Source organism: Gordonia caeni (assembly GCF_039537105.1).
GTDB lineage: Bacteria > Actinomycetota > Actinomycetes > Mycobacteriales > Mycobacteriaceae > Gordonia > Gordonia caeni.
This window is the reverse complement of sequence record NZ_BAAAZW010000006.1, coordinates 255,532-273,771: the sequence shown is the minus strand read 5'-3', so window position 1 is coordinate 273,771 and position 18,240 is coordinate 255,532. Positions and strand designations below refer to the sequence as shown.

36 protein-coding genes are annotated in these 18,240 nt (G+C 68.2%); all 36 read right to left on the bottom strand.

Annotated elements, in window-relative coordinates:
* The gene (locus ABD732_RS12210; protein ID WP_344784039.1) at positions 1-321 is read right to left on the bottom strand and encodes a hypothetical protein; all 321 of its coding nucleotides are present in this window, start codon (positions 319-321) and stop codon (positions 1-3) included.
* Positions 322-323: 2 nt separating this feature from the next.
* Positions 324-680 carry a hypothetical protein gene (locus ABD732_RS12205; RefSeq protein ID WP_344784037.1) on the bottom strand — a complete coding sequence of 119 codons (357 nt, stop codon included), beginning with the start codon at positions 678-680 and terminating at the stop codon, positions 324-326.
* Complete coding sequence (locus ABD732_RS12200; RefSeq protein ID WP_344784035.1) at positions 677-1,069, bottom strand: hypothetical protein; 393 nt, start codon at positions 1,067-1,069, stop codon at positions 677-679. Before ABD732_RS12200 ends, ABD732_RS12205 begins: the two co-directional genes overlap by 4 nt.
* Entirely contained in the window at positions 1,066-1,398 is a 333-nt protein-coding gene (locus tag ABD732_RS12195) for a hypothetical protein (RefSeq protein ID WP_344784033.1), read from the bottom strand. Before ABD732_RS12195 ends, ABD732_RS12200 begins: the two co-directional genes overlap by 4 nt.
* A complete protein-coding gene (locus ABD732_RS12190; protein WP_344784031.1) occupies positions 1,398-2,327 on the bottom strand; it encodes a phage major capsid protein in 930 nt (309 codons plus the stop codon). Before ABD732_RS12190 ends, ABD732_RS12195 begins: the two co-directional genes overlap by 1 nt.
* 29 nt (positions 2,328-2,356) lie before the next feature.
* Positions 2,357-2,710 (bottom strand): capsid cement protein, encoded by a 354-nt coding sequence (locus ABD732_RS12185; protein WP_344784029.1) that lies wholly within the window; start codon positions 2,708-2,710, stop codon positions 2,357-2,359.
* 11 nt (positions 2,711-2,721) lie between these two features.
* Positions 2,722-3,999, bottom strand: coding sequence for a head maturation protease, ClpP-related (locus tag ABD732_RS12180; protein WP_344784027.1), 1,278 nt, complete (start codon positions 3,997-3,999; stop codon positions 2,722-2,724).
* The gene (locus tag ABD732_RS12175) at positions 3,996-5,279 is read right to left on the bottom strand and encodes a phage portal protein family protein (protein ID WP_344784025.1); all 1,284 of its coding nucleotides are present in this window, start codon (positions 5,277-5,279) and stop codon (positions 3,996-3,998) included. Before ABD732_RS12175 ends, ABD732_RS12180 begins: the two co-directional genes overlap by 4 nt.
* An 11-nt stretch (positions 5,280-5,290) precedes the next feature.
* Positions 5,291-6,865 carry a hypothetical protein gene (locus tag ABD732_RS12170; protein WP_344784023.1) on the bottom strand — a complete coding sequence of 525 codons (1,575 nt, stop codon included), beginning with the start codon at positions 6,863-6,865 and terminating at the stop codon, positions 5,291-5,293.
* Complete coding sequence (locus ABD732_RS12165; protein ID WP_344784021.1) at positions 6,843-7,181, bottom strand: hypothetical protein; 339 nt, start codon at positions 7,179-7,181, stop codon at positions 6,843-6,845. Before ABD732_RS12165 ends, ABD732_RS12170 begins: the two co-directional genes overlap by 23 nt.
* Positions 7,182-7,345: 164 nt before the next feature.
* On the bottom strand, positions 7,346-7,573 hold the full coding sequence (locus tag ABD732_RS12160; protein WP_344784019.1) for a hypothetical protein: 228 nt from the start codon (positions 7,571-7,573) through the stop codon (positions 7,346-7,348).
* A gap of 261 nt (positions 7,574-7,834) precedes the next feature.
* Entirely contained in the window at positions 7,835-8,011 is a 177-nt protein-coding gene (locus ABD732_RS12155) for a hypothetical protein (protein WP_344784017.1), read from the bottom strand.
* The gene (locus ABD732_RS12150) at positions 8,008-8,205 is read right to left on the bottom strand and encodes a hypothetical protein (protein ID WP_344784015.1); all 198 of its coding nucleotides are present in this window, start codon (positions 8,203-8,205) and stop codon (positions 8,008-8,010) included. The genes ABD732_RS12155 and ABD732_RS12150 overlap by 4 nt, the downstream gene beginning before the upstream one ends.
* Positions 8,202-8,345 (bottom strand): hypothetical protein, encoded by a 144-nt coding sequence (locus ABD732_RS12145; RefSeq protein WP_344784013.1) that lies wholly within the window; start codon positions 8,343-8,345, stop codon positions 8,202-8,204. Before ABD732_RS12145 ends, ABD732_RS12150 begins: the two co-directional genes overlap by 4 nt.
* A 53-nt stretch (positions 8,346-8,398) precedes the next feature.
* Positions 8,399-8,557: a hypothetical protein gene (locus ABD732_RS12140; RefSeq protein ID WP_344784011.1), complete on the bottom strand. Its 159-nt coding sequence runs from the start codon at positions 8,555-8,557 to the stop codon at positions 8,399-8,401.
* A gap of 115 nt (positions 8,558-8,672) precedes the next feature.
* On the bottom strand, positions 8,673-8,924 hold the full coding sequence (locus ABD732_RS12135) for a DUF7427 family protein (protein WP_344784009.1): 252 nt from the start codon (positions 8,922-8,924) through the stop codon (positions 8,673-8,675).
* 4 nt (positions 8,925-8,928) lie between these two features.
* Entirely contained in the window at positions 8,929-9,339 is a 411-nt protein-coding gene (locus ABD732_RS12130) for a hypothetical protein (RefSeq protein ID WP_344784007.1), read from the bottom strand.
* Between the two features lie 290 nt (positions 9,340-9,629).
* Complete coding sequence (locus ABD732_RS12125; protein ID WP_344784005.1) at positions 9,630-10,403, bottom strand: DUF7340 domain-containing protein; 774 nt, start codon at positions 10,401-10,403, stop codon at positions 9,630-9,632.
* Positions 10,400-10,546 carry a hypothetical protein gene (locus ABD732_RS12120; RefSeq protein WP_344784003.1) on the bottom strand — a complete coding sequence of 49 codons (147 nt, stop codon included), beginning with the start codon at positions 10,544-10,546 and terminating at the stop codon, positions 10,400-10,402. Before ABD732_RS12120 ends, ABD732_RS12125 begins: the two co-directional genes overlap by 4 nt.
* Positions 10,543-10,911 carry a hypothetical protein gene (locus ABD732_RS12115; RefSeq protein WP_344784002.1) on the bottom strand — a complete coding sequence of 123 codons (369 nt, stop codon included), beginning with the start codon at positions 10,909-10,911 and terminating at the stop codon, positions 10,543-10,545. Before ABD732_RS12115 ends, ABD732_RS12120 begins: the two co-directional genes overlap by 4 nt.
* Complete coding sequence (locus tag ABD732_RS12110; protein WP_344784000.1) at positions 10,908-11,681, bottom strand: hypothetical protein; 774 nt, start codon at positions 11,679-11,681, stop codon at positions 10,908-10,910. The genes ABD732_RS12115 and ABD732_RS12110 overlap by 4 nt, the downstream gene beginning before the upstream one ends.
* 181 nt (positions 11,682-11,862) lie before the next feature.
* A complete protein-coding gene (locus ABD732_RS12105) occupies positions 11,863-12,414 on the bottom strand; it encodes a hypothetical protein (protein WP_344783998.1) in 552 nt (183 codons plus the stop codon).
* Complete coding sequence (locus ABD732_RS12100; protein ID WP_344783996.1) at positions 12,411-12,989, bottom strand: hypothetical protein; 579 nt, start codon at positions 12,987-12,989, stop codon at positions 12,411-12,413. Before ABD732_RS12100 ends, ABD732_RS12105 begins: the two co-directional genes overlap by 4 nt.
* Positions 12,986-13,498 (bottom strand): helix-turn-helix domain-containing protein, encoded by a 513-nt coding sequence (locus ABD732_RS12095; RefSeq protein ID WP_344783994.1) that lies wholly within the window; start codon positions 13,496-13,498, stop codon positions 12,986-12,988. Before ABD732_RS12095 ends, ABD732_RS12100 begins: the two co-directional genes overlap by 4 nt.
* Before the next feature lie 106 nt (positions 13,499-13,604).
* A complete protein-coding gene (locus ABD732_RS12090; protein WP_344783992.1) occupies positions 13,605-13,727 on the bottom strand; it encodes a hypothetical protein in 123 nt (40 codons plus the stop codon).
* Positions 13,724-13,951, bottom strand: coding sequence for a hypothetical protein (locus tag ABD732_RS12085; RefSeq protein WP_344783990.1), 228 nt, complete (start codon positions 13,949-13,951; stop codon positions 13,724-13,726). The genes ABD732_RS12090 and ABD732_RS12085 overlap by 4 nt, the downstream gene beginning before the upstream one ends.
* Before the next feature lie 94 nt (positions 13,952-14,045).
* Positions 14,046-14,204 carry a hypothetical protein gene (locus ABD732_RS12080; RefSeq protein ID WP_344783988.1) on the bottom strand — a complete coding sequence of 53 codons (159 nt, stop codon included), beginning with the start codon at positions 14,202-14,204 and terminating at the stop codon, positions 14,046-14,048.
* Positions 14,197-14,400 carry a hypothetical protein gene (locus ABD732_RS12075; RefSeq protein ID WP_344783986.1) on the bottom strand — a complete coding sequence of 68 codons (204 nt, stop codon included), beginning with the start codon at positions 14,398-14,400 and terminating at the stop codon, positions 14,197-14,199. The genes ABD732_RS12080 and ABD732_RS12075 overlap by 8 nt, the downstream gene beginning before the upstream one ends.
* The gene (locus tag ABD732_RS12070) at positions 14,397-14,765 is read right to left on the bottom strand and encodes a hypothetical protein (protein WP_344783984.1); all 369 of its coding nucleotides are present in this window, start codon (positions 14,763-14,765) and stop codon (positions 14,397-14,399) included. Before ABD732_RS12070 ends, ABD732_RS12075 begins: the two co-directional genes overlap by 4 nt.
* Positions 14,749-15,009: a hypothetical protein gene (locus ABD732_RS12065; RefSeq protein ID WP_344783982.1), complete on the bottom strand. Its 261-nt coding sequence runs from the start codon at positions 15,007-15,009 to the stop codon at positions 14,749-14,751. The genes ABD732_RS12070 and ABD732_RS12065 overlap by 17 nt, the downstream gene beginning before the upstream one ends.
* A gap of 37 nt (positions 15,010-15,046) precedes the next feature.
* Positions 15,047-15,355 (bottom strand): hypothetical protein, encoded by a 309-nt coding sequence (locus tag ABD732_RS12060; protein ID WP_344783980.1) that lies wholly within the window; start codon positions 15,353-15,355, stop codon positions 15,047-15,049.
* Entirely contained in the window at positions 15,348-15,656 is a 309-nt protein-coding gene (locus ABD732_RS12055) for a hypothetical protein (RefSeq protein WP_344783978.1), read from the bottom strand. Before ABD732_RS12055 ends, ABD732_RS12060 begins: the two co-directional genes overlap by 8 nt.
* Positions 15,653-16,210 carry a hypothetical protein gene (locus ABD732_RS12050; protein WP_344783977.1) on the bottom strand — a complete coding sequence of 186 codons (558 nt, stop codon included), beginning with the start codon at positions 16,208-16,210 and terminating at the stop codon, positions 15,653-15,655. Before ABD732_RS12050 ends, ABD732_RS12055 begins: the two co-directional genes overlap by 4 nt.
* Positions 16,207-17,151, bottom strand: a complete 945-nt coding sequence (locus ABD732_RS12045; RefSeq protein WP_344783975.1) for a hypothetical protein — start codon at positions 17,149-17,151, stop codon at positions 16,207-16,209. Before ABD732_RS12045 ends, ABD732_RS12050 begins: the two co-directional genes overlap by 4 nt.
* Positions 17,148-18,029 (bottom strand): YqaJ viral recombinase family protein, encoded by an 882-nt coding sequence (locus ABD732_RS12040; RefSeq protein ID WP_344783973.1) that lies wholly within the window; start codon positions 18,027-18,029, stop codon positions 17,148-17,150. The genes ABD732_RS12045 and ABD732_RS12040 overlap by 4 nt, the downstream gene beginning before the upstream one ends.
* Positions 18,026-18,184, bottom strand: coding sequence for a hypothetical protein (locus ABD732_RS12035; RefSeq protein WP_344783971.1), 159 nt, complete (start codon positions 18,182-18,184; stop codon positions 18,026-18,028). The genes ABD732_RS12040 and ABD732_RS12035 overlap by 4 nt, the downstream gene beginning before the upstream one ends.
* Positions 18,185-18,240 lie beyond the last annotated feature (56 nt).

Below are 18,240 nucleotides of genomic sequence, written 5' to 3'. Positions count from 1 at the left end.
CTACAGGTCGATCCCGATCTCGGCCCGCACCTGGCGGGCGATCGGGTTGTCGGGTCGCGGCGACCAGTCGCCCATGATGTCGGCAAACAGGGCTGTGGCCTTGTCGATCCGCAGGGACAGTTCGCCACGCAGGTTGTTCTTTCGGACGGTTTCGATCCGCCGCACCTGCGGCAGTAGCTCGCCGTCGACCCGCTCCCGCTGGACCTCACTCACTGTCTCGTGTTGCAGTGCCGCGCAACGCAAGCCGAGGAGGAACATGCGCTTGCCGGGGTCAGCGTCAGGCATGGACGCGAACGCCTGCCGACGCTCGTCGCGGGTCATCCTCACAACTCGTCCATCACCTGCGCGGTGGACTGCAACGGCGGCAGCTCACCGAGTCGGGGCCGCGCACGGTTGCGGTCGGGCCGCCACGTGTCCAACTCCCCTGCCTTGAGGTCACGTCCGTGTAGGGAAGCCAGGGTGTCGAACGCCGCGGTGGCGGTCATCCCCGCCTTCGCGAGCGCGTCGATGACGGTGTGCAGGTCGTGGCCGTCGTAGTCCGCGATCCCGTCATCGGTGGCGATCTTCCCGACCGCCTGGAAGCCCAGGGCGCCGTGGTCGTCGGTCCACAGGATGCCGGGGTGCGGGGCGAGGACCGTGCACCAGCGGCCGTGGCCGGTGCGGTCGGCACTGTAGCTCACAGCATCGGCCCGTAGTCGTCGCGCGGAAAGTTCCCGACCGGCAACGGGTTCAGCGAGATCCCGAGCAGCGCATATGCGTCGGCCGCATCGAAATCGAGGTATCCGCCGGGATTCGACAACACCGCTGCTGTGGTGGCGTCATCCATCGTGCGGGTCCACGACTTGTAGCCCTGCCAATCCCCTGGCAGCAGAGCCGCTTTCACCACGGCCACCGCGATGATCTTCGCGGTCGGATCATCCGCGGCGATCCCCGGTTTGCGTTCCCGGATCCATGCCGACGCCGCCACCAACAGCAGTTCAGCCCACTGAGACTGTCTGACGTCCTTCATCGGACGCCACAAAGCCTCGAGCTCTTCCACCGTCACGAACGGCGCCGGCACGGCACTCATCCGATGAGCGCGATCAGCTCGGCCTTGGACGCACCGGCGATGTCCTCGTCGGTCAGCCCCTGCGACACGGCATAGGCCTGCCACTTGTCGAGGCCGTGCGTCTTCTTCGGCTTCCCGAGATCCTGACCTTCAGCCACGGCAGTCTGCCGCGCCTCAGGTACGACGGGAGCCGGGGCGTCCGCGACGCCGTCGGCGGGCTCGATCATGCCGAGCTTCACCAGACGGGCCGCGTCCGCCTCCGACACACCGTCGACCATGTGACCGACCGTCAAGTACACCGTCTCGTCGTGGGATCGCACCACGACGAGCGGAGCGGTGACGCGGAACATCAGGCCGAGACTCCCTCGATGATAAATCCGGCGTCGGCGTCCTCGATGATCGGGACGGTGACGCGGCGGACACGGACACGCTGGGAGTCGATGCCGTCCTCACGCCACGTCTTGATCTCGATCTTGCCGCCCGGCGCCTTGGTGTAGCCCGGGGCGTGCAGGTTCTCGTCACCCATGCCGCCGAGGCGGGTCGAGTCCAGCAGCAGCGCGTTACCGGCGCCGACGGGCAGGTGCTCGGAGGTGAGGATCTGGAAGTTCCCGAGGTTGCCGAGGTTGCCGGTGTACACCGGCGCCGAACCGTCCTCGCGCTTCAGCAGTGCTGCGATCTTCTCGTCCGACGCCAGCATGGCCGCCGTCTCGAGGTCGACCACGCACAGGTTCAGGTGCAGGCCCTTCTTCAGGGCGGACACCTTCGCCCGCGCCAGCAGCAGGTCACGCAGCGGGTTGTGGCCGGTCGCACCCCACGGGGCGATCGCGTTCTCCGACCGCGACACCGCGGAGGTGACCGCCGACAGCGCCAGCGAGTCGATGACCGTGGTCATCTGGTACAGCATGCCGGTGAAGGCCTCCTGTACCGGCGAGAACTTGCGGCGCGACACCGACTCGTCGGTGATGAGCGCGTCGAAGCCACGCTTGAGCGTCGACACCGCATGCGAGTCGCCCGACTTGATGCTGGTCAGCGGGTACTCGCCGCCCGGTGCCACCGGTTCGGGGTCGGTGGTCGTACCGGCTTCGACCGGCTCCTCGACCACGAAGCTGCCCGACTCGGTGGTGTGAGTCTTCGGCAGCAATACGTCGGCGATCAGGGCCTGATCGGCGAGGGTCTGCACGTACTTCGCGATCGACGTCGGTTCCTTCAGGAACTGGTGGATGGTCTTGACGTCACCGGTCACCTGCACGGGCGCCGGCGGGTAGGTCAGATTCGACATTCTGTGTCTCCTTGAGGTGGTCGCGCCGGTCAGCGCAGGTCGATGAGGGCGTTGCCGCCGGAGGCGGCGCCCGAGATGGCCAGACCGATGGCGACACCATCGGCGAGGGTCCGGACGGTGCCAGCGGCACCGGCCTCCACCTGCGCACCCGCGGCGACCGCGCCGGCCGTCTTCAGGGGGTGCGCGCCTCCGGTGTGGACGGTGACCAGGTCACCGACCTTGGCGTCGTTCGAGGCGACGCCGTACACCTTCGCCGATTCCGCAGCGGCGGGGCCGATGGTGTCGTCGCCGGTGATCTCGACGACCTGGCCGCCGGTCACGGCGGCCGACGCGCGCCGGGTGACGTTCGCGCCCGGCAGGAACTTGGGGGTGTGCTCAGCCATGATGTGGCTCCTTACTTGCTGTCGCCGGAGGCGGGATTGAACAGGGCGTCGTAGGCCGACTTCTCGGCCTCGTCGGTGTCGGGCTGGCGGCCGATCTCGTCGGTCGGCACGGCCAGGTTCGCCGGCAGCGAATCCAGCAGGGCGGCGGTGCCGTCCTCGTCCGCCGCCATCAGGGCGACGAAGTGCTCGCGGCGGGCCGGGGTGATCTTGCCGGCCTCGATCGCGTTCTCGACGACCTGCGCCTGGTCGGCCAGGCGGCGGGCCTGAGCGTCGGCGGCGGCCTGCTCGATCGCGGCCTCCATCTCGGTGAACCAGTCGACGTCGACCACCCGCAGACCGTGCGCTTCGGCGAGCGCGGTGAGCTGGGCAGCATCCGACGGCTTGTCGGGGGTGGTGGCGAGCTCGGTGAGCTCGTCGATCTTGTTGAGCACGGTGCTCTCGTCGGCGTCCTCGGCGATACCGAGGCGGGCCGCGATCTCCTGGCGCAGGGCCATGTCAGATCCTTCCTGTCGGCCCACCTGGTCGGAGGGCATGAAAGGTGCCGGGGCATCTGCCCGGCACTGGTGCGCGTACGCGCGCCGGAGATCGGCGAACGCGGCTGCTGCCGCTTCCCCGTCCCGGTCGTCTTCGGTCGCCGCCGTCTCGGCTGCAGGGTCGGAGTGGGTTTCGTCAGCGAGCCCGGCCTCGACCGCTTCGGCCGCCGAATACCAGGTCTCCGCTCGCATGGCTGTCCGCCAGTCGCCGGGGTCGCCGCCGGCGCGGTCGGCGTAGATCGCCGCGATGTTGTCGGCGGCGCGGTCCAGCCACTTCGAGTACTCGACGAGCTGCGCGGAGTTGCCGCGCACACCGCCGGACGGGTCGTGGATCATCATCTCGGCGTTCGGGCGGATGATGATCTTGTCTCCGGCCTGCGCGATGAAGCTCGCTGCGGAGGCGGCCAGGCCGTCCACGACCACAGTGATGTAGGCGGGGTGGGCTTTCAGCGCGTTCGTGATTGCGAGTGCGTCGTAAACGTCGCCGCCGGGTGAATGGATCCGCACCGTGATGTCGTCGACGTCCAGGCCGGACAGCTTCGTGACGAATCCGTTGGCGCCGACCTCCCCGATCTCTTCCCACGGCCACGGGTGGATCGCGCCGTAGATGAACACCTCTGCGTGTGAGCGCCCAGAGCTGTTGGTGATCGCGCCGATTCGGCATGCCGGGGTCGTGTCCGCAGGCTGGTCGCGGTCGGCGACAACGGTGCGGGCGGCCGGATCGGCCAGTAGCCGCGACAGGCTGGTGATGGTCATGCGTCCTCCTCGGACGGCTCAGGGTCGGTGGTTGTGCGGGGCGGCAGGCCCAGACGCTGACGAAGTGACTGCTCGAGCAGCACGTCCGGCGACAGCAGCCCGGCATCCACCAGCAACTTCAGTGCGTTCGCGGTGGCGTCTTGCTGCGATCCGATCTCGTCGAACACCAGCCGAGGCGCCTGCACCGTCGGGCCGAAGTTCACATCGACCAGGTCCTCGACGATGTGAGCGTTCGCGGTGTCGCGAATCCCTTCGGCGAAGGACTGCACCGACTGCACGAACGTGTTCTCCTGCACCGACGCGAGCGCGTACGAGCCGCCGCCCGCCAGGTTCAAGAAGTGCGCCAGCCCCGCGAGGGCGATGGCCTTGTCGTGGTAATCGATCGCCTGCTGAATGTTCGGCAGGTTCCCCTGGACGCCAAGGAGTTTCAGATCGGCGCCGGCTGGAAGGGCCGCGCCGGCGTTATCGCCGCCGCGGTACTGCTGCGCGATCTCCGAGAGCGCGTTCACTTCATCCTGCGACGCACCTTCCGGCGCGGTCCCAATGGGAACGCCCATGCCGTTGCGGCGGATCGCGACTGCCTGCGCACGGATCAGTTCATCTTTCAGCAGCCAGTGCTTGTACGACGGGCGCAGCAGAGACCGGCCCTGCCACTGCCCCGGCTCCATGTCGCGCGTGTACACGACCAGCCGCTTCACCGGCAGCCGAGCCGTCTGCCCCGCGTGCGCTTCCTTCTGCACCACCGCGATCAGACCGCCGTCACGAGCCGTCTCGAACGCCTCGATCGTGGATGCGGGCCGCGGCGCGAGCTTGTGCAGCCAGAACAGCCCCAAGTCCTCGTCGTACCGGTACACCTGCTCAAAGACCGAGTGCCCGAACGGGTTCACGCCGTCGAGCACCCACGCGAGGTGCTGCGAGAACGAGAACCGGCCACGCGCACGCGGCAACGGGTCAGCGTCCCCAGCTTCACCGACGACCGGCAGCCCAAGGTTCCGCGCGACGAATCCGACCACCTGGTCCGGGGCCCCGTTCGGATCGATCCGCCACGACGTCCGGCGGATCGGCAGGTTGATCGCCGCCAGCAGCGAAGACACCCGCGAATCCTCACGCGCCATCCGCGCGTACACGTGCAAGCTGAACGGCCACCGAAGCTCCGGCACCTGCTCGCCCGTCCGCCAATCCTCGAAGGTCATCCCGAGCATCAGCCCGGCATCCGGGACGACATATCCCTTCTCGCGGACGGCCGGTGAAGCCGGGAGAGGACGTTCAGGTGCAGTCACAGGCCCTCCCATCAGAAACTCGCGGCCATCAGGTCGAGGCCCGCAGATCGGTTGCTCATCGTCGTGGTCTTGGGTGACGTCGTCACAGGCAAAGCACGCTCCACCGGCGCGGCCGAACAGAACTCGATCAAGCCGCCGACAGCGAGCGTCGCCGCCTCCACAGGGGTCGCCGATCCGTCATCAGTGCGAGACCACACGAAGTCGCCCTGCGGTAGAACACGCTGGGCGACCGCCGCTACCCCGTCGGTGAGTGCTGGCTGATCGGTGTGCGACAGGTCGCCAGCCAATGCGTCTTCCAGGAATCCGCCAGACCAGGCCGCCATCTGCGGGGTCGAAGCGGTCTCCGGCTCGATTCCCGCCTCCGTGAGCCTCGGGATGATCGCGGACGCTGGCGAACGCGGATCCACCACGACCGCCCCCGGATCCCACGCCTCCACGAGCTCTTCGACGAACTCGACGACCTCATCGAGCCCGGCCGCACGGAACAGCCCGATCTCGATGTGCTTGCGTCCGTCCGTGGTTCGCTGAGCCGCACCGACTGCCCACTTACCACCCTTCGGCGCGCGGGCCACACTCACACAGATCGACCCCGTCAGCGACGGCGAAAGGTCAGTCATATCCAGCCACCCGTCCGCGTCAAAGCACGACACGTGCACGGCCTCCGGCTCCGGCCAATCACCGCGCCCCAGGTACTCGACGTCAAAGCTCTTCCGGCCCGCTGGCGTCGTGAACGACGCCAGCTCCGCGGTCAACTTCTTCACCGTCTGGATGACACCCATCGCCGGGTTCGCCCACCGCCACGTCGCCGGCTCCTCACGCGACATGCTCTCCGGCGCCATCCACTCGGCGAAGAACAGCCCCTCCTCGGCGGCCAGCCCGCGTTTGCGGACCGACGCCAGCACATCGCCGTTCGGATGCTGTTCCTGATTCACCGCCGACGACGTGTAGATCGTCTGCGGATCGTCGGCAGCCATCTTCGTCGGCGACAGCGCCGCCATGTCGGCCTCGGTGAGGTCGTACGCCTCGTCGTAGATGACGAGATCGACCTTGTCGAGGCCGCGGCCGGCGTTCGCCGACCTGGTCGTGAACACGACCTCGGCGCCCGAGGCCAGCACGATCGTTCCGCGCCCCTGCGAGCACGTGTGCGACTCCACCAGCTTCCGGAGCGACGGCGTGTTCTTGATGATCGCCCAGGTGCGCTTCCACAGCGCCTTCGCGGTCTCCCACTGCTGCGCGGAGAAGATGATCTTCTCCCCGAGCTTGAACAGGCCGTACAGCACGCGGATCGACAAGATCAGCGACTTGCCGTTCTGCCGCGGCACGATCAGACAGCACTCGGGATGGAGCCAACTGTCGTCGGCGGCCTTCGCCATGATGTTGTCCAGCGACCACCGCTGCCACGGCATTGCGCGGATCTTCCCGGCCCGCCGCGCCAGTTCGGCAGCCTTGGCGCCGAGCTCGATGCTGCCCTCCGAGAAGGCCAGCGAGTTCGGCGTCTGGCGGCCCTCTAGGGTCGGCCATTCCCGGGCGCTGATCTCCGCGAACGCCGCATCGACATCGAAGTCAGAGACCGTCGAGGATGTCATCCTCAACCCCTGACGGATTCTCGCTCCGCTTCCCGATCTCGATCAGCAAGTTCTTGAGCGCCTGCCCCTGCTGCCGGGCCTCGGCCATCGCATTGCCGATCTCGATCGAGTACGTGCCGTCAAGGTCTTCACGCTCGATGAGCTCGATGATCCCGTCACGCTTGCACGCCCAGTTCAGCCGGTCCAGGCGGTCCGCTGTGCGGCACGCTTCCTCGATCAGAGCCTTCGTCGTCTCAGGAGTCGATTCACTGACCAGTTCGTCCCAGAGGCGGCGGCCGCGGGCACTAAGGCGAGATTCCTGCTCGTCGTCAGCCATTCCGCCCCCGTTCTCCGACGGCCGTACAAAAAACTTTCACTCCCCCACCAGGAGTGGCGCTCCCCCCGCCCCCCTCAGGATTTTCAGGGTCGGGCCGCTTGCATGTGCAAGCAGTGCGCTGACCTGCATGTTTGCGGACCCCGAGGCTGTGAACTGCGGGTTTACTAGGGCCAGGGCATGGCGAGGTGGCCGAGGTCGCCGGCCGGGGTGTCGGTGTGGCCGGCGAGGGCCGGTCGTTGGTGGTCGCGGGTTCCGGCGCCGCGTTGTCGGTTGCAGCGGTGGTGCAGGAGGCGGTCTGCGGGGTTGTTCTTGTGGCCGTGGATGGCTCGCGCCTTGGAGTGGTCGGCTTCGAGCGGTGCCCCGTCGGGGTTGCGTGCGGGGTCGCTGTGCATGGGCTTGCCGCACCACCAGCAGGGGGTGGTGAGCCCTTGGGCTGCTTTGCGGTCGAGGAGTCGGATTAGGCGGGCGCGTTGGCGCCTGTGCGCGTGGTCGAGTCCGCGTTGTTCAGGTGGTGTGGGTGTGGGCACTGGTTGCTGGTGGGTCTGGGGTGCAGGTGTCGCAGTCGCGTTGGTGTTCGCGGGTGCGGTCGGCGTGGCAGACGATGGCGCAGTCGGCCATGCGGTGGCGGTTGCAGGGGTGGCACCAGCGCATGGTCACCGCCTCGGGTAGTGGACGTGGAACGGCTGGTCGCGGATGTCGCGGTGCATGCCGTCGTGGCCGGGTTCGAGTACGCAGTGCGCGCCGGGTGCGCCTTCGCGTTCGATCGCGTATTCGCGGCAGGCGTAGGGGCGCTCGTACGGTTGGGTGTCGACGTGCTCAGGGCCGGTCATCGCCGCGAGCGCTTCCATGGGGCGAGCGGGATGAACGCCTCTGGCTCGTGGTCGCAGGGGCCGCCCGGCGACGTCTGGTGGTCGTAGAGCTCGCCTTCGGCCAGGGTCACACCGGTGAGGTCGGTGTAGCAGGTGTCGCCCACGTGGACGCAGCACGAGAAGACTTCCTCGAGGATGGGCGCCTCTTCGCTCACGGCTGGGCCTTTCGCCAGTTGCTCGTGAATCGTGCGGCCAGGTCGTAGGCGGTATTTGCCGCTGCCGTGTCGCTCGCTCCGATCGCGTCGCCGAGTGATCCGGCCTGGTCGGCGAGGCGCTTCCAGTGCGCGCCGGGCATGGTCCGGCATCGTGGCGAGTGCGCGCCGAGGCCACTGCATCCGCCACATCCGGTCACGGCTGTTCCTTGTCGAAGCGGATTTGCACGGTGATGGTCATGCGGTCGGCGAGGTCTCGCGCGACGGCGTGCGCGAGGGGCCGTGCGGCGTCGGTGACGAGCTCCCCGATCCAGTCGGCGAGTGAGCGGGGCGAGACCGTGGGCAGGAAGCTCATCGCACGATCCCGTCGTAGCACTTCTCACACGCCGCGAACTCTGGTGCGTCGTCCAGTCCGCAGTAGAAACAGGATTCACCCGACTGGTCCGTCACAAAGCGGTCGGCGACTGTGCTCATCGCCGGACTCCGCGCCGTCCGAGGCCGACCAGCCGGAAGGGGTCGCTCTTGCTCGGCCACAGGCGCAGCAGATGTCCGGCTGTTGCGACGACAGCGAAGGTGACCACCGTGTCGGTGAGCGGGTTGAGGGCTCGCGCCCGGTCCATGGTCGCGGAGAGCGTCTGGTCGGGACGGTCGCGGTAGATGGCTGCCACGTCCACGGCGGCGATGAAGCCGACCACGCAGGCCCAGGCTCGTGCACCGGTCATGGGTCTAGTCGATCCGTGCTGCCTGGTACCAGGCCGGCCCGTCGTGGTGTTGCGAACCCATCAGGCACGGCAGCACCTCGAGCAGGCGGCGTTCGGTAAGGGTGGTGTCGATGATCAGGGTGTCGACTGTGAGGCCACGGACTCCGCTCGCTCCCGTGGTTCTGGCATTGACGTATCCGCCGGTGCGGGTGCGCAGCTCGTAGGAGCCGCCGCTGATCCGCTTCGACTCGACCAGCGGTTCCGGGATGCGGGCGGCGATCTCGTCGATCGCGGTGCGCGCGTTCTCCCGTGGGGAATCGATGACGTACAGGACGCGGCGGCCGCCGATCGCGTGCAGCGCGGCCACGTCGGCGAGGGTGTCGAACACCTGCGTCGGGAGGCCGGTGATGGTGATCGGCGTCAGGTCACTGCGCATGTCGGCCTCCTCGCGGGAAGAATGCCCCGAGGCGTCGTCGTGCACCGACAGGTGCGGGCGCTGTTGGTGCGCGGGGTGGCGACGTCGGGGCTTGGTGGGTGCGCGCAGCGTTCACCTCGCGCAGCGAGAGGCGCGATCGTGGGTGAGGCTTAGCCGGGAACGATTCGCTGAAAGCGGCAGGGACGCGGACCCTTTGAAACGCAGAAGGCTGCCCGGTTTTGGGCAGCCTTCTGGTACGTCACCCACCCTGCCAGGTGGCTGGCGGGTGTGCAAGCAGCGACACGCGCCAGCTATTCGAGGACGCCTTCGGGGAGGTTGCAGCCGAGGACGTTGGCGAGGTGGCGGTACATGGTGGGGTCCCAGAGGTGCCGGCAGTTGAGGCATTCGCAGCCGCGGTCGGTGATTTGGAGGGCGGGTTGGCGGACCCATTCTCCTGCGCTGTCGGGTCGGTGGACGGTGGCGACTTGGCATGCGGGGCAGGGTGCGGCGAGGGTGAGGCGTTTGGGTGGGTCGAAGAGGCTGTCGATGGCGCTGGACCAGCGGAGGCAGGTTTGGGTGATGGTGGTCATGGCGGCGACGTCTTGGGGGCGCCAGGTGCGGTCGGCGAGGGCGTGGAGTGCGGTGATCGTGTGGGTGGTGCCGAGTTGCCAGGTGTGTGCCCATTCGGTGACGTGGGTGGTGATGGTGTGTCGGAGGTCGAGGGCGTCGACCCAGAGGGGTGGTTGGGATCCGGCGTGGGGTTGGCGGCCGGTGGCTTTGGGGGTTTCGAGGGCTGCGCAGAGTTGGGCGTATCGGCTGTCGGTCCAGGTGGTGTGGGTGGTGGCGGCGGTGATGGCTTCTTCGTGGCGGCGTTGGAGGTCGGTGAGCACGCGTGCGGTGTCGTGTCCGTGTTGGGCGATGATCGTGCGGCGGCGTTCGCGGTAGGTGTGTTCGAGGTCGGTGAGGATGTCGTGTTGGTCGCGGTCGACGGTGAGGCGTTGGCGGCCGGCGAGGGTGTGGATGGCGTCGCCGAGTTGGGTTCTGGTGATGGGGAGTAGGTGTTCGTTGGTGGCGGGGGCGGTCACTGGTGGTCCTCTCGGTGGTAGCGGTCGGCGAGTTCGTGTTCGGGTAGGCAGTGCGGGCCGCAGCCGTGGCGGTCGCGGTGGTTGGCGACGTCGGCGGTGAGGTGCTTCTCGCACACGAGGCAGTACGGGCCGGGGGTGGTCACGGTTCCTCGATCCGGTTGGCTCGGAGGATCGCGATGAGTTCGCGGAGCGTGCAGGTCACCCACTGGTCGAGGGGGTCGCCTTTGCCGTGGCGCTTGTGGATGATCAGTCCGGCGAGGGCGTCGTCGTTGCCGCGTTCGTCTTCGGTTTCGCGCATCCAGGTGGCGAGGTTGATTCGGCTGGTGTTCTTGCATTCGAGGACGATGCGCTGGCCGTGGAGGCGCACTCCCCCGATGTCGCCGCGGTCTTTCGCTCCGGTCTTGACTCGGCGGTCGATTCGGTCGTCGACGTGTTGGGCGAGGGTGTCGGCGATGTTGCGTTCGAATCGGGTGCCGGCGGCTTTGGCGCTTCTGTGGTTGCGGGTCATGCGGGGTCCTTTCGGGTGAGTGCGGCTCTGGCGGCGGCAATGCCGCGGGCGGCGCGGTCGGTGAGTTCGGGGTCGTGGGTGCAGACGCGGCCGCCCCAGTAGCCGCGGTCGTCGCAGAGGTCGCAGTCGTCGATCTCTGCGCGTTCTGCTGCGGCTCGTGCTTCGAGGTCTCGCTGTCGTTGTGCGATCGCGGCGTGCCGGTGATCGGTGGCGCGTTCAGCGGCGTCTCGATCGTCATTCCACGATGGGGATTCATTTGCCGTGTCGGCGCCAGCGGCACGTAAGTGGGATGCATGAGTAACTTCCCCTGTTCCCCTGCTCCCCTGCTCCCCTGTTCCGGGAGCCACATTTGCGCGAGACACTCGCGAGGGTGTCGCGAGCATTGCGCGAGTGTCGGCTTCGTCGAGCATTTGCCCAGTTGGGAGGGTGTAGCCGTGGCCCTTCGACGGTCGGTCGATCTTCTGGTGCCTCGCCCACTGCCGAATGAACAAGAGGGAGCGTCGGGGGTGGGTTGGGTCGTCGTAGATGAGGATGAGCCCGGTTGCAGACAGTTGTTCCAGGTCGTCCGAGACCCTCGCGAGACACTCGCGAGGGTCTCGCGACATGTCGTCGGCATACAGGTCGGCGACGATTGCGGACACCCGCGCATCCCCCACCCCGTTGTCGTCGACGTAGGACCAGAGGCCGATGAAGGTCAGCCTCGCACTGATCGACAGGTCGACTACCGTCTCGTCTCTCCAGAACTCCGGTTTGATCGATCTGATCCTCAATTCGCACCGTCCTTCTCGGCGCACATCAGGTGCGCGCCGGCTGTGTGGTCATCTGGGTCGCTCATGGGTGCCCGGCAGTGACGGCAGCCCGTGTCGCTGGCGGGGATGGTGCAGGCGGCGCACGGGGTTCGGCTGGGGGCGAGCATGGGCGCCGCGCACTGTGGGCACTGGTGGTGCGTGCTCACGCGACCTCGTCCTGTGCTTGGCCGCCGTCGCAGGCAGGCAGCCCGATGGGCGGGCAGGCAATCGCGGGCCGGTAGTGGCGGGGCCGACCGCAGCCGCGCGGGCACGCCGGCGGGTCGCCGTCGTCGGGGTCGAGAGACTCGAAGAGCTCCACCGGCGTCTTGAGTTTCGCGGCGAGTGCGGCCTTCTTCTCCGCGGCCTTTCGGGCGTACGCTTCCCGCTCTTTGGCGCGTCTGATCAGGCGTTCGGTGTCGGCGCCGAGCGCGTAGCAGCGCTTGCACAGGCCGCTGCGCGCCATCTCGTCGGCCTGGCAGCTCTTGCAGACCGGGGTTCCGTGTCTGCTCCATCGTCCCCAGTGGGTGGAGCACCAGCCGCGGGAGTGTGCCTGTCGGGTGCAGCCTTCGACGGCGCAGTCGGGTCGGTGTCCGCATCTGCGGCGGACGGTGGTGACGCTGACTCCGACTTGTTCGCTGATCTGCGGGTACGAGGCGCCTTCGGCGCGGAGCTGGTCGATCGCCGCGAGTTGCTCGGGCGTGATCCGGGCGGTCATTGGGTCTCCTGGAATACGGCGTCGAGGGCGGGGCGCGGTCCGAGGAGTCGGGTCAGTGGCCAGTGCAGGCGCGGGAGGGCGAGCCAGTGCTGGCCGCAGGCGGCGATCTCGGAGCGGTCGGCGTCGGTGAGTGAGGTCATCCACTTGGCGAGGCGGGTCCAGCGGAGTTCGGCGGTGTGGGTGCGTCCGGTGTCGGTGAAGCCGTTCCCGTGTCCGCGGGCGCCGGGTGCGCACAGGTGCGTGTAGGCGCCCAGGTCGGGGCCGTGTTGGCGGCAGGAGGGCGGGCAGTCGCCGCCGTACGCGGGGCTCCGGTCATGGAAGGTGACGGTGATCCGCGTCTTGTCCCACGATCGGCCGATCCGGTAGTCACCTCCACCGCTGTACGAGTCGCGCAGGGTTCGGATGGTCCAGTCGGTACGGACCGCGAGGGACGGCAGAGCGAGGCGGGTCTGCTGCCACCAGATCACCAGCTTCTCGTCGTCTGTCAGGCGCAGCGGGGTCCGCTTGGGTTCCGGGCGGGGCGGTTCGTCGGCGGTCTCCGCGAGAAGGTCGAGGAGGTCGAGTTGTGCGGTCATGCCGCTCCGCCGTTGTAACGGATGAACATGCCCCACTGGCCGCCTTGCTTCTTCGTCCAGCCGCGGCCGGGGAGCCGTCTACGGAGGGGGGTGGCCGACCGCCCGAGGGTGCGGGCGACTTCTTGGTACGAGCAGCCGTCATCGAGAAGCGTTGCGGCGTGGGCGAGCTCGGTGTCGTCGAGGCGTGGCGGCGTCGGCTTGACGAGGCCGAGGGTGGCGCGGTCGCGTTGGACGGTGCGCGGGGTGACGCCGAGCGCGGCGGCGATGTCCGCGATCTGGTGGCCTTCGCGGCTGAGGGTGGCGACGCGTTGCCGGCGGTGGGCGGCTTCTTCGCGGGTGGTCACGGTCTTTCTTCTCCTTGCGATGGTGGTGCCGGCGGTGTCGCGGATGATCCAGGGGCGGGTGTGCCAGAGGGTCGTTTCGGTGCGTGCGCGTGCGGCGTGGCGGGTGGGGTGGTGTTCGTCGGCGAGGACGCCGGTCGGGTCGTGGAGGGTGTAGGGGCCGGTCATGGGGTGATCACCAGCCAGGTGAGGCACCAGAGGGCGAGGAGGAGACCGAGGGTGCTGATGGTGATGGCGAGCCAGTCGCGGCGGGGTGGCGGTTCGTACGGGTTGGTCACTGCTCCCCCGTCCCGGTCACGGCGTTGTGCTCGACAGGCCGCGCGTTGAGGTGGCGGATGACGGCGTAGGCGGTGCCGGCGACCGCTGCGGCGAGGCAGGCGGCGGCGAGGCGGATCACCGCTGTTCTCCCTCGTCCACGGCAACCCACTGCCCGTCGTCGCCCCGGTGCTCGATACGCATGGTCGTCATACCGGGAAGGCAGCCGATCGCCTGCTGCGTCTGACGGTCGTACTTCTCGGCGGACGCTCTGGTCGTGAAGTAGATCGGCGAGATGTCTCGTGGCCAGAGGGTGGATGCGTACCGCCACGACGCATCCGGTGTCTCGATGCCGATCCCGGCCATCACCGCTGTTCGCCCCTCGTGAGGGCGACGGCGAGCGCGAGGATCGCGACGAAGGTGGCGCCGTACAGGGCGAGGTCGATCCACGGGCGGCCGGTCACTGCGCACCTCCTGGTCCGTGTCCGCAGGGCGCGGGCTGTCCGAGTCGGTAGTCGTCGTCGCTGGTCGGGTTGCCGTGACCGTCGTCGGCCATGCAGCAGTGACCGGCGTGGAAGGTGACGTGCTTCCAGCAGGGGCACGGGTCGCGGTCACTCATCGCTGGCTCCTTCGTGGATTCGCCGGTACGGCCGGATGGTTGGCTCACACCAGCAGTCATCAGCGAGGACGTGTCGCCGGTCGTCGGAGATGACTTCGGGGAGCACATCAGCCATGTAGTCGGCGGCCGCTAAGGTGCGCAGAGAGTCCCGCAGATTGGCCAGCAGGTCCGGCACGGCGGTGTCTCGGCCGGTCATCGGATGCCGTCCTCGTCGGGGCGGTACAGGACCAGCGCGGGCAGTTGCGGCGCATTGCGGACCGGCGCGGTGAACGTGCCCGACAAGTACTTCCATCCAGCGTTCCCGTAGTGCCGCTCCCACACAGAGCCGTACTTGCCGCCCTCGCGGACGACGGAAAGGTGCGGCAGGGCGTTGAGTTCTCCAACGGTTCGCACGGTGCGGGCCTCACGGATCGCGGCGACAACGTGGTCGGCGTGGAGGGCGTGGTGCTCGCGCCACTGCTGGTCGTTCCAGGTGTGGCCGCACTCGCAGAATCCGCCGCCCCACGCGTATTCGATGAAGCTATGCGCGGCGATGATGTCGCGGTCACTCATCGCGCTCACCGCCGTCCAGGGTGCTCTGATCGAACCTCGGATAGATCCGCACGGCCGCCAGTGCGCTCAGGACGACCGGACGATCCTCATGGCCCCGCCACTCGTCAACGTCGATTCCGTTGTCCAGGGCGCGCGAGTAGCGGCACTCACGCAGGTCATCGTGGAAGCGGAGGCAGGACTCTGGGTGCATGATGTAGACGGCCTGCTCGTCTGTGACGACGCGACCGATGTGCTTGGTCGGGTGCCGCTTCACTCCGACGATCCGCTCTATTCGGTCGGCTGGCACGCGCTCACTCATCGCGCTCACCGCCGTCTAGGGCGCGTTCGATCCCCAGCCACCACCCGTCGCAGCACGGGCAATCGCAGTCGGGGTTCACCTTCCGTACCCGCTCAATAGCGGCCAGGGCAGCGTCACGCTTCTCTGCGGCACCAAGGCCACGCCTGACCAGTTCGGCGTTCGCAGCGATCAGTCGCTCCACCTCGTCTACGAGGCGCTGGATCGCGGCCAGGTCTTTGTCGGCCTCTCGGAACGCGGACGTGCCCAGGCGATTGACGGACAGGCGCTCCCACGCTTCGGTGAGCACGTCGCGGTCAGTCATGGTCCACCGCCTCGGCGACCCTGTGACGCTCTGCAGCGAGCAGGGCTGCGGCGAACTCCTCGACATCGCTCGGGGCCGGCTGGAACGTGCCAGTCCAGAAGACCCCATTCTGGTTGAGGCCGATCTTTGCCAAGCCCGAATGCCACTCGGGCTCGCCGCGGCGGTTCCGCACCGCCTCGGGCAGCTTCACGACCGCGTACCCGGCCTTCGAGAGGGCGGCGAGCGCGAAGTTGGCGATAACGCCGGGGAACGGGACGCGGTGACTTGCCAGGCCCTCCGCAACAACAGAGTGCGCGCTCACTGGTCCACCGCCTCGGCCAGCACGGCGTCCACAACGGCAGCGAGCGCGGTCTCGTGCCCCATCGTGGCGGAGTAGACCTCTGTGGCACGCACGACGAGCCGGTCCCGCTCGACCTTCTCGGCGTGCTCACGCTCCAACTCGTCGGCCAGTGCTCGCAGAGCGGCGGGACGGCAGTCGAAGTCGCAGGCGTGGCCCGCCAGGTCCGCCGCTGCCCGCAGTACCCACCACGGCTCGTGCTCGGCGATGTCGTCCAGCGTCGGACACGCTGCGTCGGCGAGTGCGACTTCGGCGGCTTCGGCGCGGGCGATGGCCTCGTCACGCTCGACGCGGGCCTCAGTGAGCACGTCAGCGTGGAGGTCGCGCAGCACTTCCCGCAGCCGCTCCACGTGCTCGACGGTGTAGCCGACCAGGCGGCGGATGGGCGTGCGGTCCTGGCGAAAGCAGCGGTTGCCGGTAATCACCCAGTACCAGCCGTCCGTGCGGTACTCGACCGGTTCGTCCGCCCCGTCCGTGATCCAGATTTCCCCCGGCTTCGGGGTCGGTGTCTCGGTCATCGGCTGGCCTCCGCGTCGCTGGCCTGCTCAGCCTCGATGAACCCGATCAGCTCAGCCGCCTCCACCTTCGTGAGGTCCTTCGACGAGCCGAGCGGCCGATCCACCTGCTGCGACAGCCACGCCAACGCCGCATGACGGTCCGTCAGGTCCCACTTGGTCAGCAGGGTGTGCAGCTTCTTCAACTGCGCCGCCGTGATCGAAGGCTCCGCGGCCGCCTCCGGCACCGGCTGAGGCTCCTGGGCTGGCTGCGCCGGCGCTTCCGGCTGCGCCTCCGGGTCGACCGCGAGAGTCGCCTTCAACCCCGCCACACCCGAACCACCACGGCGCCGAACCGGCACCGACGGCTCCTCCAACTCGAGCTCTTCACGCGAATACGCGATGCCCAGCAACACCTCAGGGGCGAGCTTCCGGCACACCTCCGTCGCCGCCTTCGCGTACAACATGCCCTGCGGATCCGTGCCGTACTTGCTGTTCTTCGTGTAACCGGCCTTCTGCGCCCGCTCGAACGTCCACGTCGACACCTCCTCCACCCCGGTACGCGGATCCCGGCCCGCAACCGTCACCGACGCGTCCGACGACTCGACCGTCTGAACCAGATAGCCCTTCGACTTCACCAGCGCGACCATCGTTCTCGCGTAGATCGCCGGAGCACCGTGGACGACGAAGATCTGCTGCATCGCCTGGATCGGGCTCAATCCGAGCTCAGCGCCATACAAGATCGCCGCCGCACCGTTATCCGGCTTCCCCCGGTACATTGCGGGCACCAGCTCCGACGAACACAACGCCGTCGCCAGCTGATGCGCAGCCTGCATCGTCTGCGCATGCTGCAGCAGCGTCGCGGTAGCGTCCGCCGTCGGTGTCGCCGCCGGCAGAACCGACGCGGCCGGATCGATCTCCGCAAGCTCAGTCGCGGCCGGGGTAGTGATGTTGTTGCTGGTCATGCTGCGTTCTCCTGAAGTAGTTCGAGGTTCTTCGTCGCCGGGTACAGGGCGACCTGGTCATTTCGGGCGGGACGCCGGTCGGCGATCTTCACCCCGCCGACAGCTGCGATCCGCGCGGTACCCATCGCGTCGAGCAGCCGGGTCTTAGCGGCCCGAGCCTGCTGTTCGACGTCCTTCTTCTCGGCGTCCAAGGCCAGATAGCGGACCGCCAGATCGGGATCGATCTCGACCGTCGAGCCGTCGATGTCGGGGTGCAGGGCGCGGACCGCTTCGTAGCAGGACACTGAGTCGTCCAGGTCCGGTGGTGTGCCGGCCGCGAGGGACTCCACCCAGGCGGTGCAGCGGTCGACGATCACTGCGGCAACGTCGGCGTCCCACCCCACCTGGTAGATCCGCGGCTTCCCGTACTGCGGCCACAACACGACATCCGCCTGCCTGTGCCATCCGGTGATGAGCATCTGCGTCAGGATCTGCGCCGCATAGTCCTGCGGGACCGCACCGGTGCCGTCATCGCCGTACTCGGCGAGGTCGCGGGCGGTCTTGATCTCCACCACGCGCCGGCCGCGGCCACGGGAGGCCCGCCGGTCGATCGTCGCGACGTGCTCGAACGGCAGGTGCGGGTTGGTGAACTGCACTTCGCCGCGGGATATCCGCCATCCCGGGTTCTTGTACCGCCAGTACTCGGCGGCCGCGAGCTCGGCGGCGTGCCCGTAGTCGAAGTCGTCCTGCTGGGCCGCTTTCGGCTCGGAACGTTCGAGGCGGCCGGCCATCTGGTGCCACAGCGCGTACTGCGACTGCCAGCGCGACACCCCCAGGATCGCGGGCACTTTCGACGGGGTGATGAGGCGCAGCCACTCCGGTGAGCCCGGCGCGATCACCGCAACTCCCCCTCATCGACGATGCGGGATCCGATCAGCGCGTTCAGCGGATGGGTGGCGTCCACCGGGGGCGGCGGTGGGGTCGGCCAGCACAGGCCCAGAGCAAGGCCGGCGATGACCGAGATGATCATGGCGAAGCCGATGAGCATGGTCACGACTTGTCCTTTCAATATGAGGCGGGGTGCCGGCGGATCGCTTCGAGGCGATCGAG

Bases quoted from the DNA above. Each gene is read 5' to 3' on its own strand.
- ABD732_RS12210 (WP_344784039.1), bottom strand. From the start codon at position 321: ATGACCCGCGACGAGCGTCGGCAGGCGTTCGCGTCCATGCCTGACGCT.
- ABD732_RS12200 (WP_344784035.1), bottom strand. From the start codon at position 1,069: ATGAGTGCCGTGCCGGCGCCGTTCGTGACGGTGGAAGAGCTCGAGGCT.
- ABD732_RS12195 (WP_344784033.1), bottom strand. From the start codon at position 1,398: ATGTTCCGCGTCACCGCTCCGCTCGTCGTGGTGCGATCCCACGACGAG.
- ABD732_RS12190 (WP_344784031.1), bottom strand. From the start codon at position 2,327: ATGTCGAATCTGACCTACCCGCCGGCGCCCGTGCAGGTGACCGGTGAC.
- ABD732_RS12185 (WP_344784029.1), bottom strand. From the start codon at position 2,710: ATGGCTGAGCACACCCCCAAGTTCCTGCCGGGCGCGAACGTCACCCGG.
- ABD732_RS12180 (WP_344784027.1), bottom strand. From the start codon at position 3,999: ATGACCATCACCAGCCTGTCGCGGCTACTGGCCGATCCGGCCGCCCGC.
- ABD732_RS12170 (WP_344784023.1), bottom strand. From the start codon at position 6,865: ATGACATCCTCGACGGTCTCTGACTTCGATGTCGATGCGGCGTTCGCG.
- ABD732_RS12165 (WP_344784021.1), bottom strand. From the start codon at position 7,181: ATGGCTGACGACGAGCAGGAATCTCGCCTTAGTGCCCGCGGCCGCCGC.
- ABD732_RS12160 (WP_344784019.1), bottom strand. From the start codon at position 7,573: ATGCACAGCGACCCCGCACGCAACCCCGACGGGGCACCGCTCGAAGCC.
- ABD732_RS12155 (WP_344784017.1), bottom strand. From the start codon at position 8,011: ATGACCGGCCCTGAGCACGTCGACACCCAACCGTACGAGCGCCCCTAC.
- ABD732_RS12145 (WP_344784013.1), bottom strand. From the start codon at position 8,345: ATGCCCGGCGCGCACTGGAAGCGCCTCGCCGACCAGGCCGGATCACTC.
- ABD732_RS12140 (WP_344784011.1), bottom strand. From the start codon at position 8,557: ATGAGCTTCCTGCCCACGGTCTCGCCCCGCTCACTCGCCGACTGGATC.
- ABD732_RS12135 (WP_344784009.1), bottom strand. From the start codon at position 8,924: ATGACCGGTGCACGAGCCTGGGCCTGCGTGGTCGGCTTCATCGCCGCC.
- ABD732_RS12130 (WP_344784007.1), bottom strand. From the start codon at position 9,339: ATGCGCAGTGACCTGACGCCGATCACCATCACCGGCCTCCCGACGCAG.
- ABD732_RS12115 (WP_344784002.1), bottom strand. From the start codon at position 10,911: ATGACCCGCAACCACAGAAGCGCCAAAGCCGCCGGCACCCGATTCGAA.
- ABD732_RS12105 (WP_344783998.1), bottom strand. From the start codon at position 12,414: ATGACCGCCCGGATCACGCCCGAGCAACTCGCGGCGATCGACCAGCTC.
- ABD732_RS12100 (WP_344783996.1), bottom strand. From the start codon at position 12,989: ATGACCGCACAACTCGACCTCCTCGACCTTCTCGCGGAGACCGCCGAC.
- ABD732_RS12095 (WP_344783994.1), bottom strand. From the start codon at position 13,498: ATGACCGGCCCCTACACCCTCCACGACCCGACCGGCGTCCTCGCCGAC.
- ABD732_RS12085 (WP_344783990.1), bottom strand. From the start codon at position 13,951: ATGGCCGGGATCGGCATCGAGACACCGGATGCGTCGTGGCGGTACGCA.
- ABD732_RS12080 (WP_344783988.1), bottom strand. From the start codon at position 14,204: ATGAGTGACCGCGACCCGTGCCCCTGCTGGAAGCACGTCACCTTCCAC.
- ABD732_RS12075 (WP_344783986.1), bottom strand. From the start codon at position 14,400: ATGACCGGCCGAGACACCGCCGTGCCGGACCTGCTGGCCAATCTGCGG.
- ABD732_RS12060 (WP_344783980.1), bottom strand. From the start codon at position 15,355: ATGACTGACCGCGACGTGCTCACCGAAGCGTGGGAGCGCCTGTCCGTC.
- ABD732_RS12050 (WP_344783977.1), bottom strand. From the start codon at position 16,210: ATGACCGAGACACCGACCCCGAAGCCGGGGGAAATCTGGATCACGGAC.
- ABD732_RS12045 (WP_344783975.1), bottom strand. From the start codon at position 17,151: ATGACCAGCAACAACATCACTACCCCGGCCGCGACTGAGCTTGCGGAG.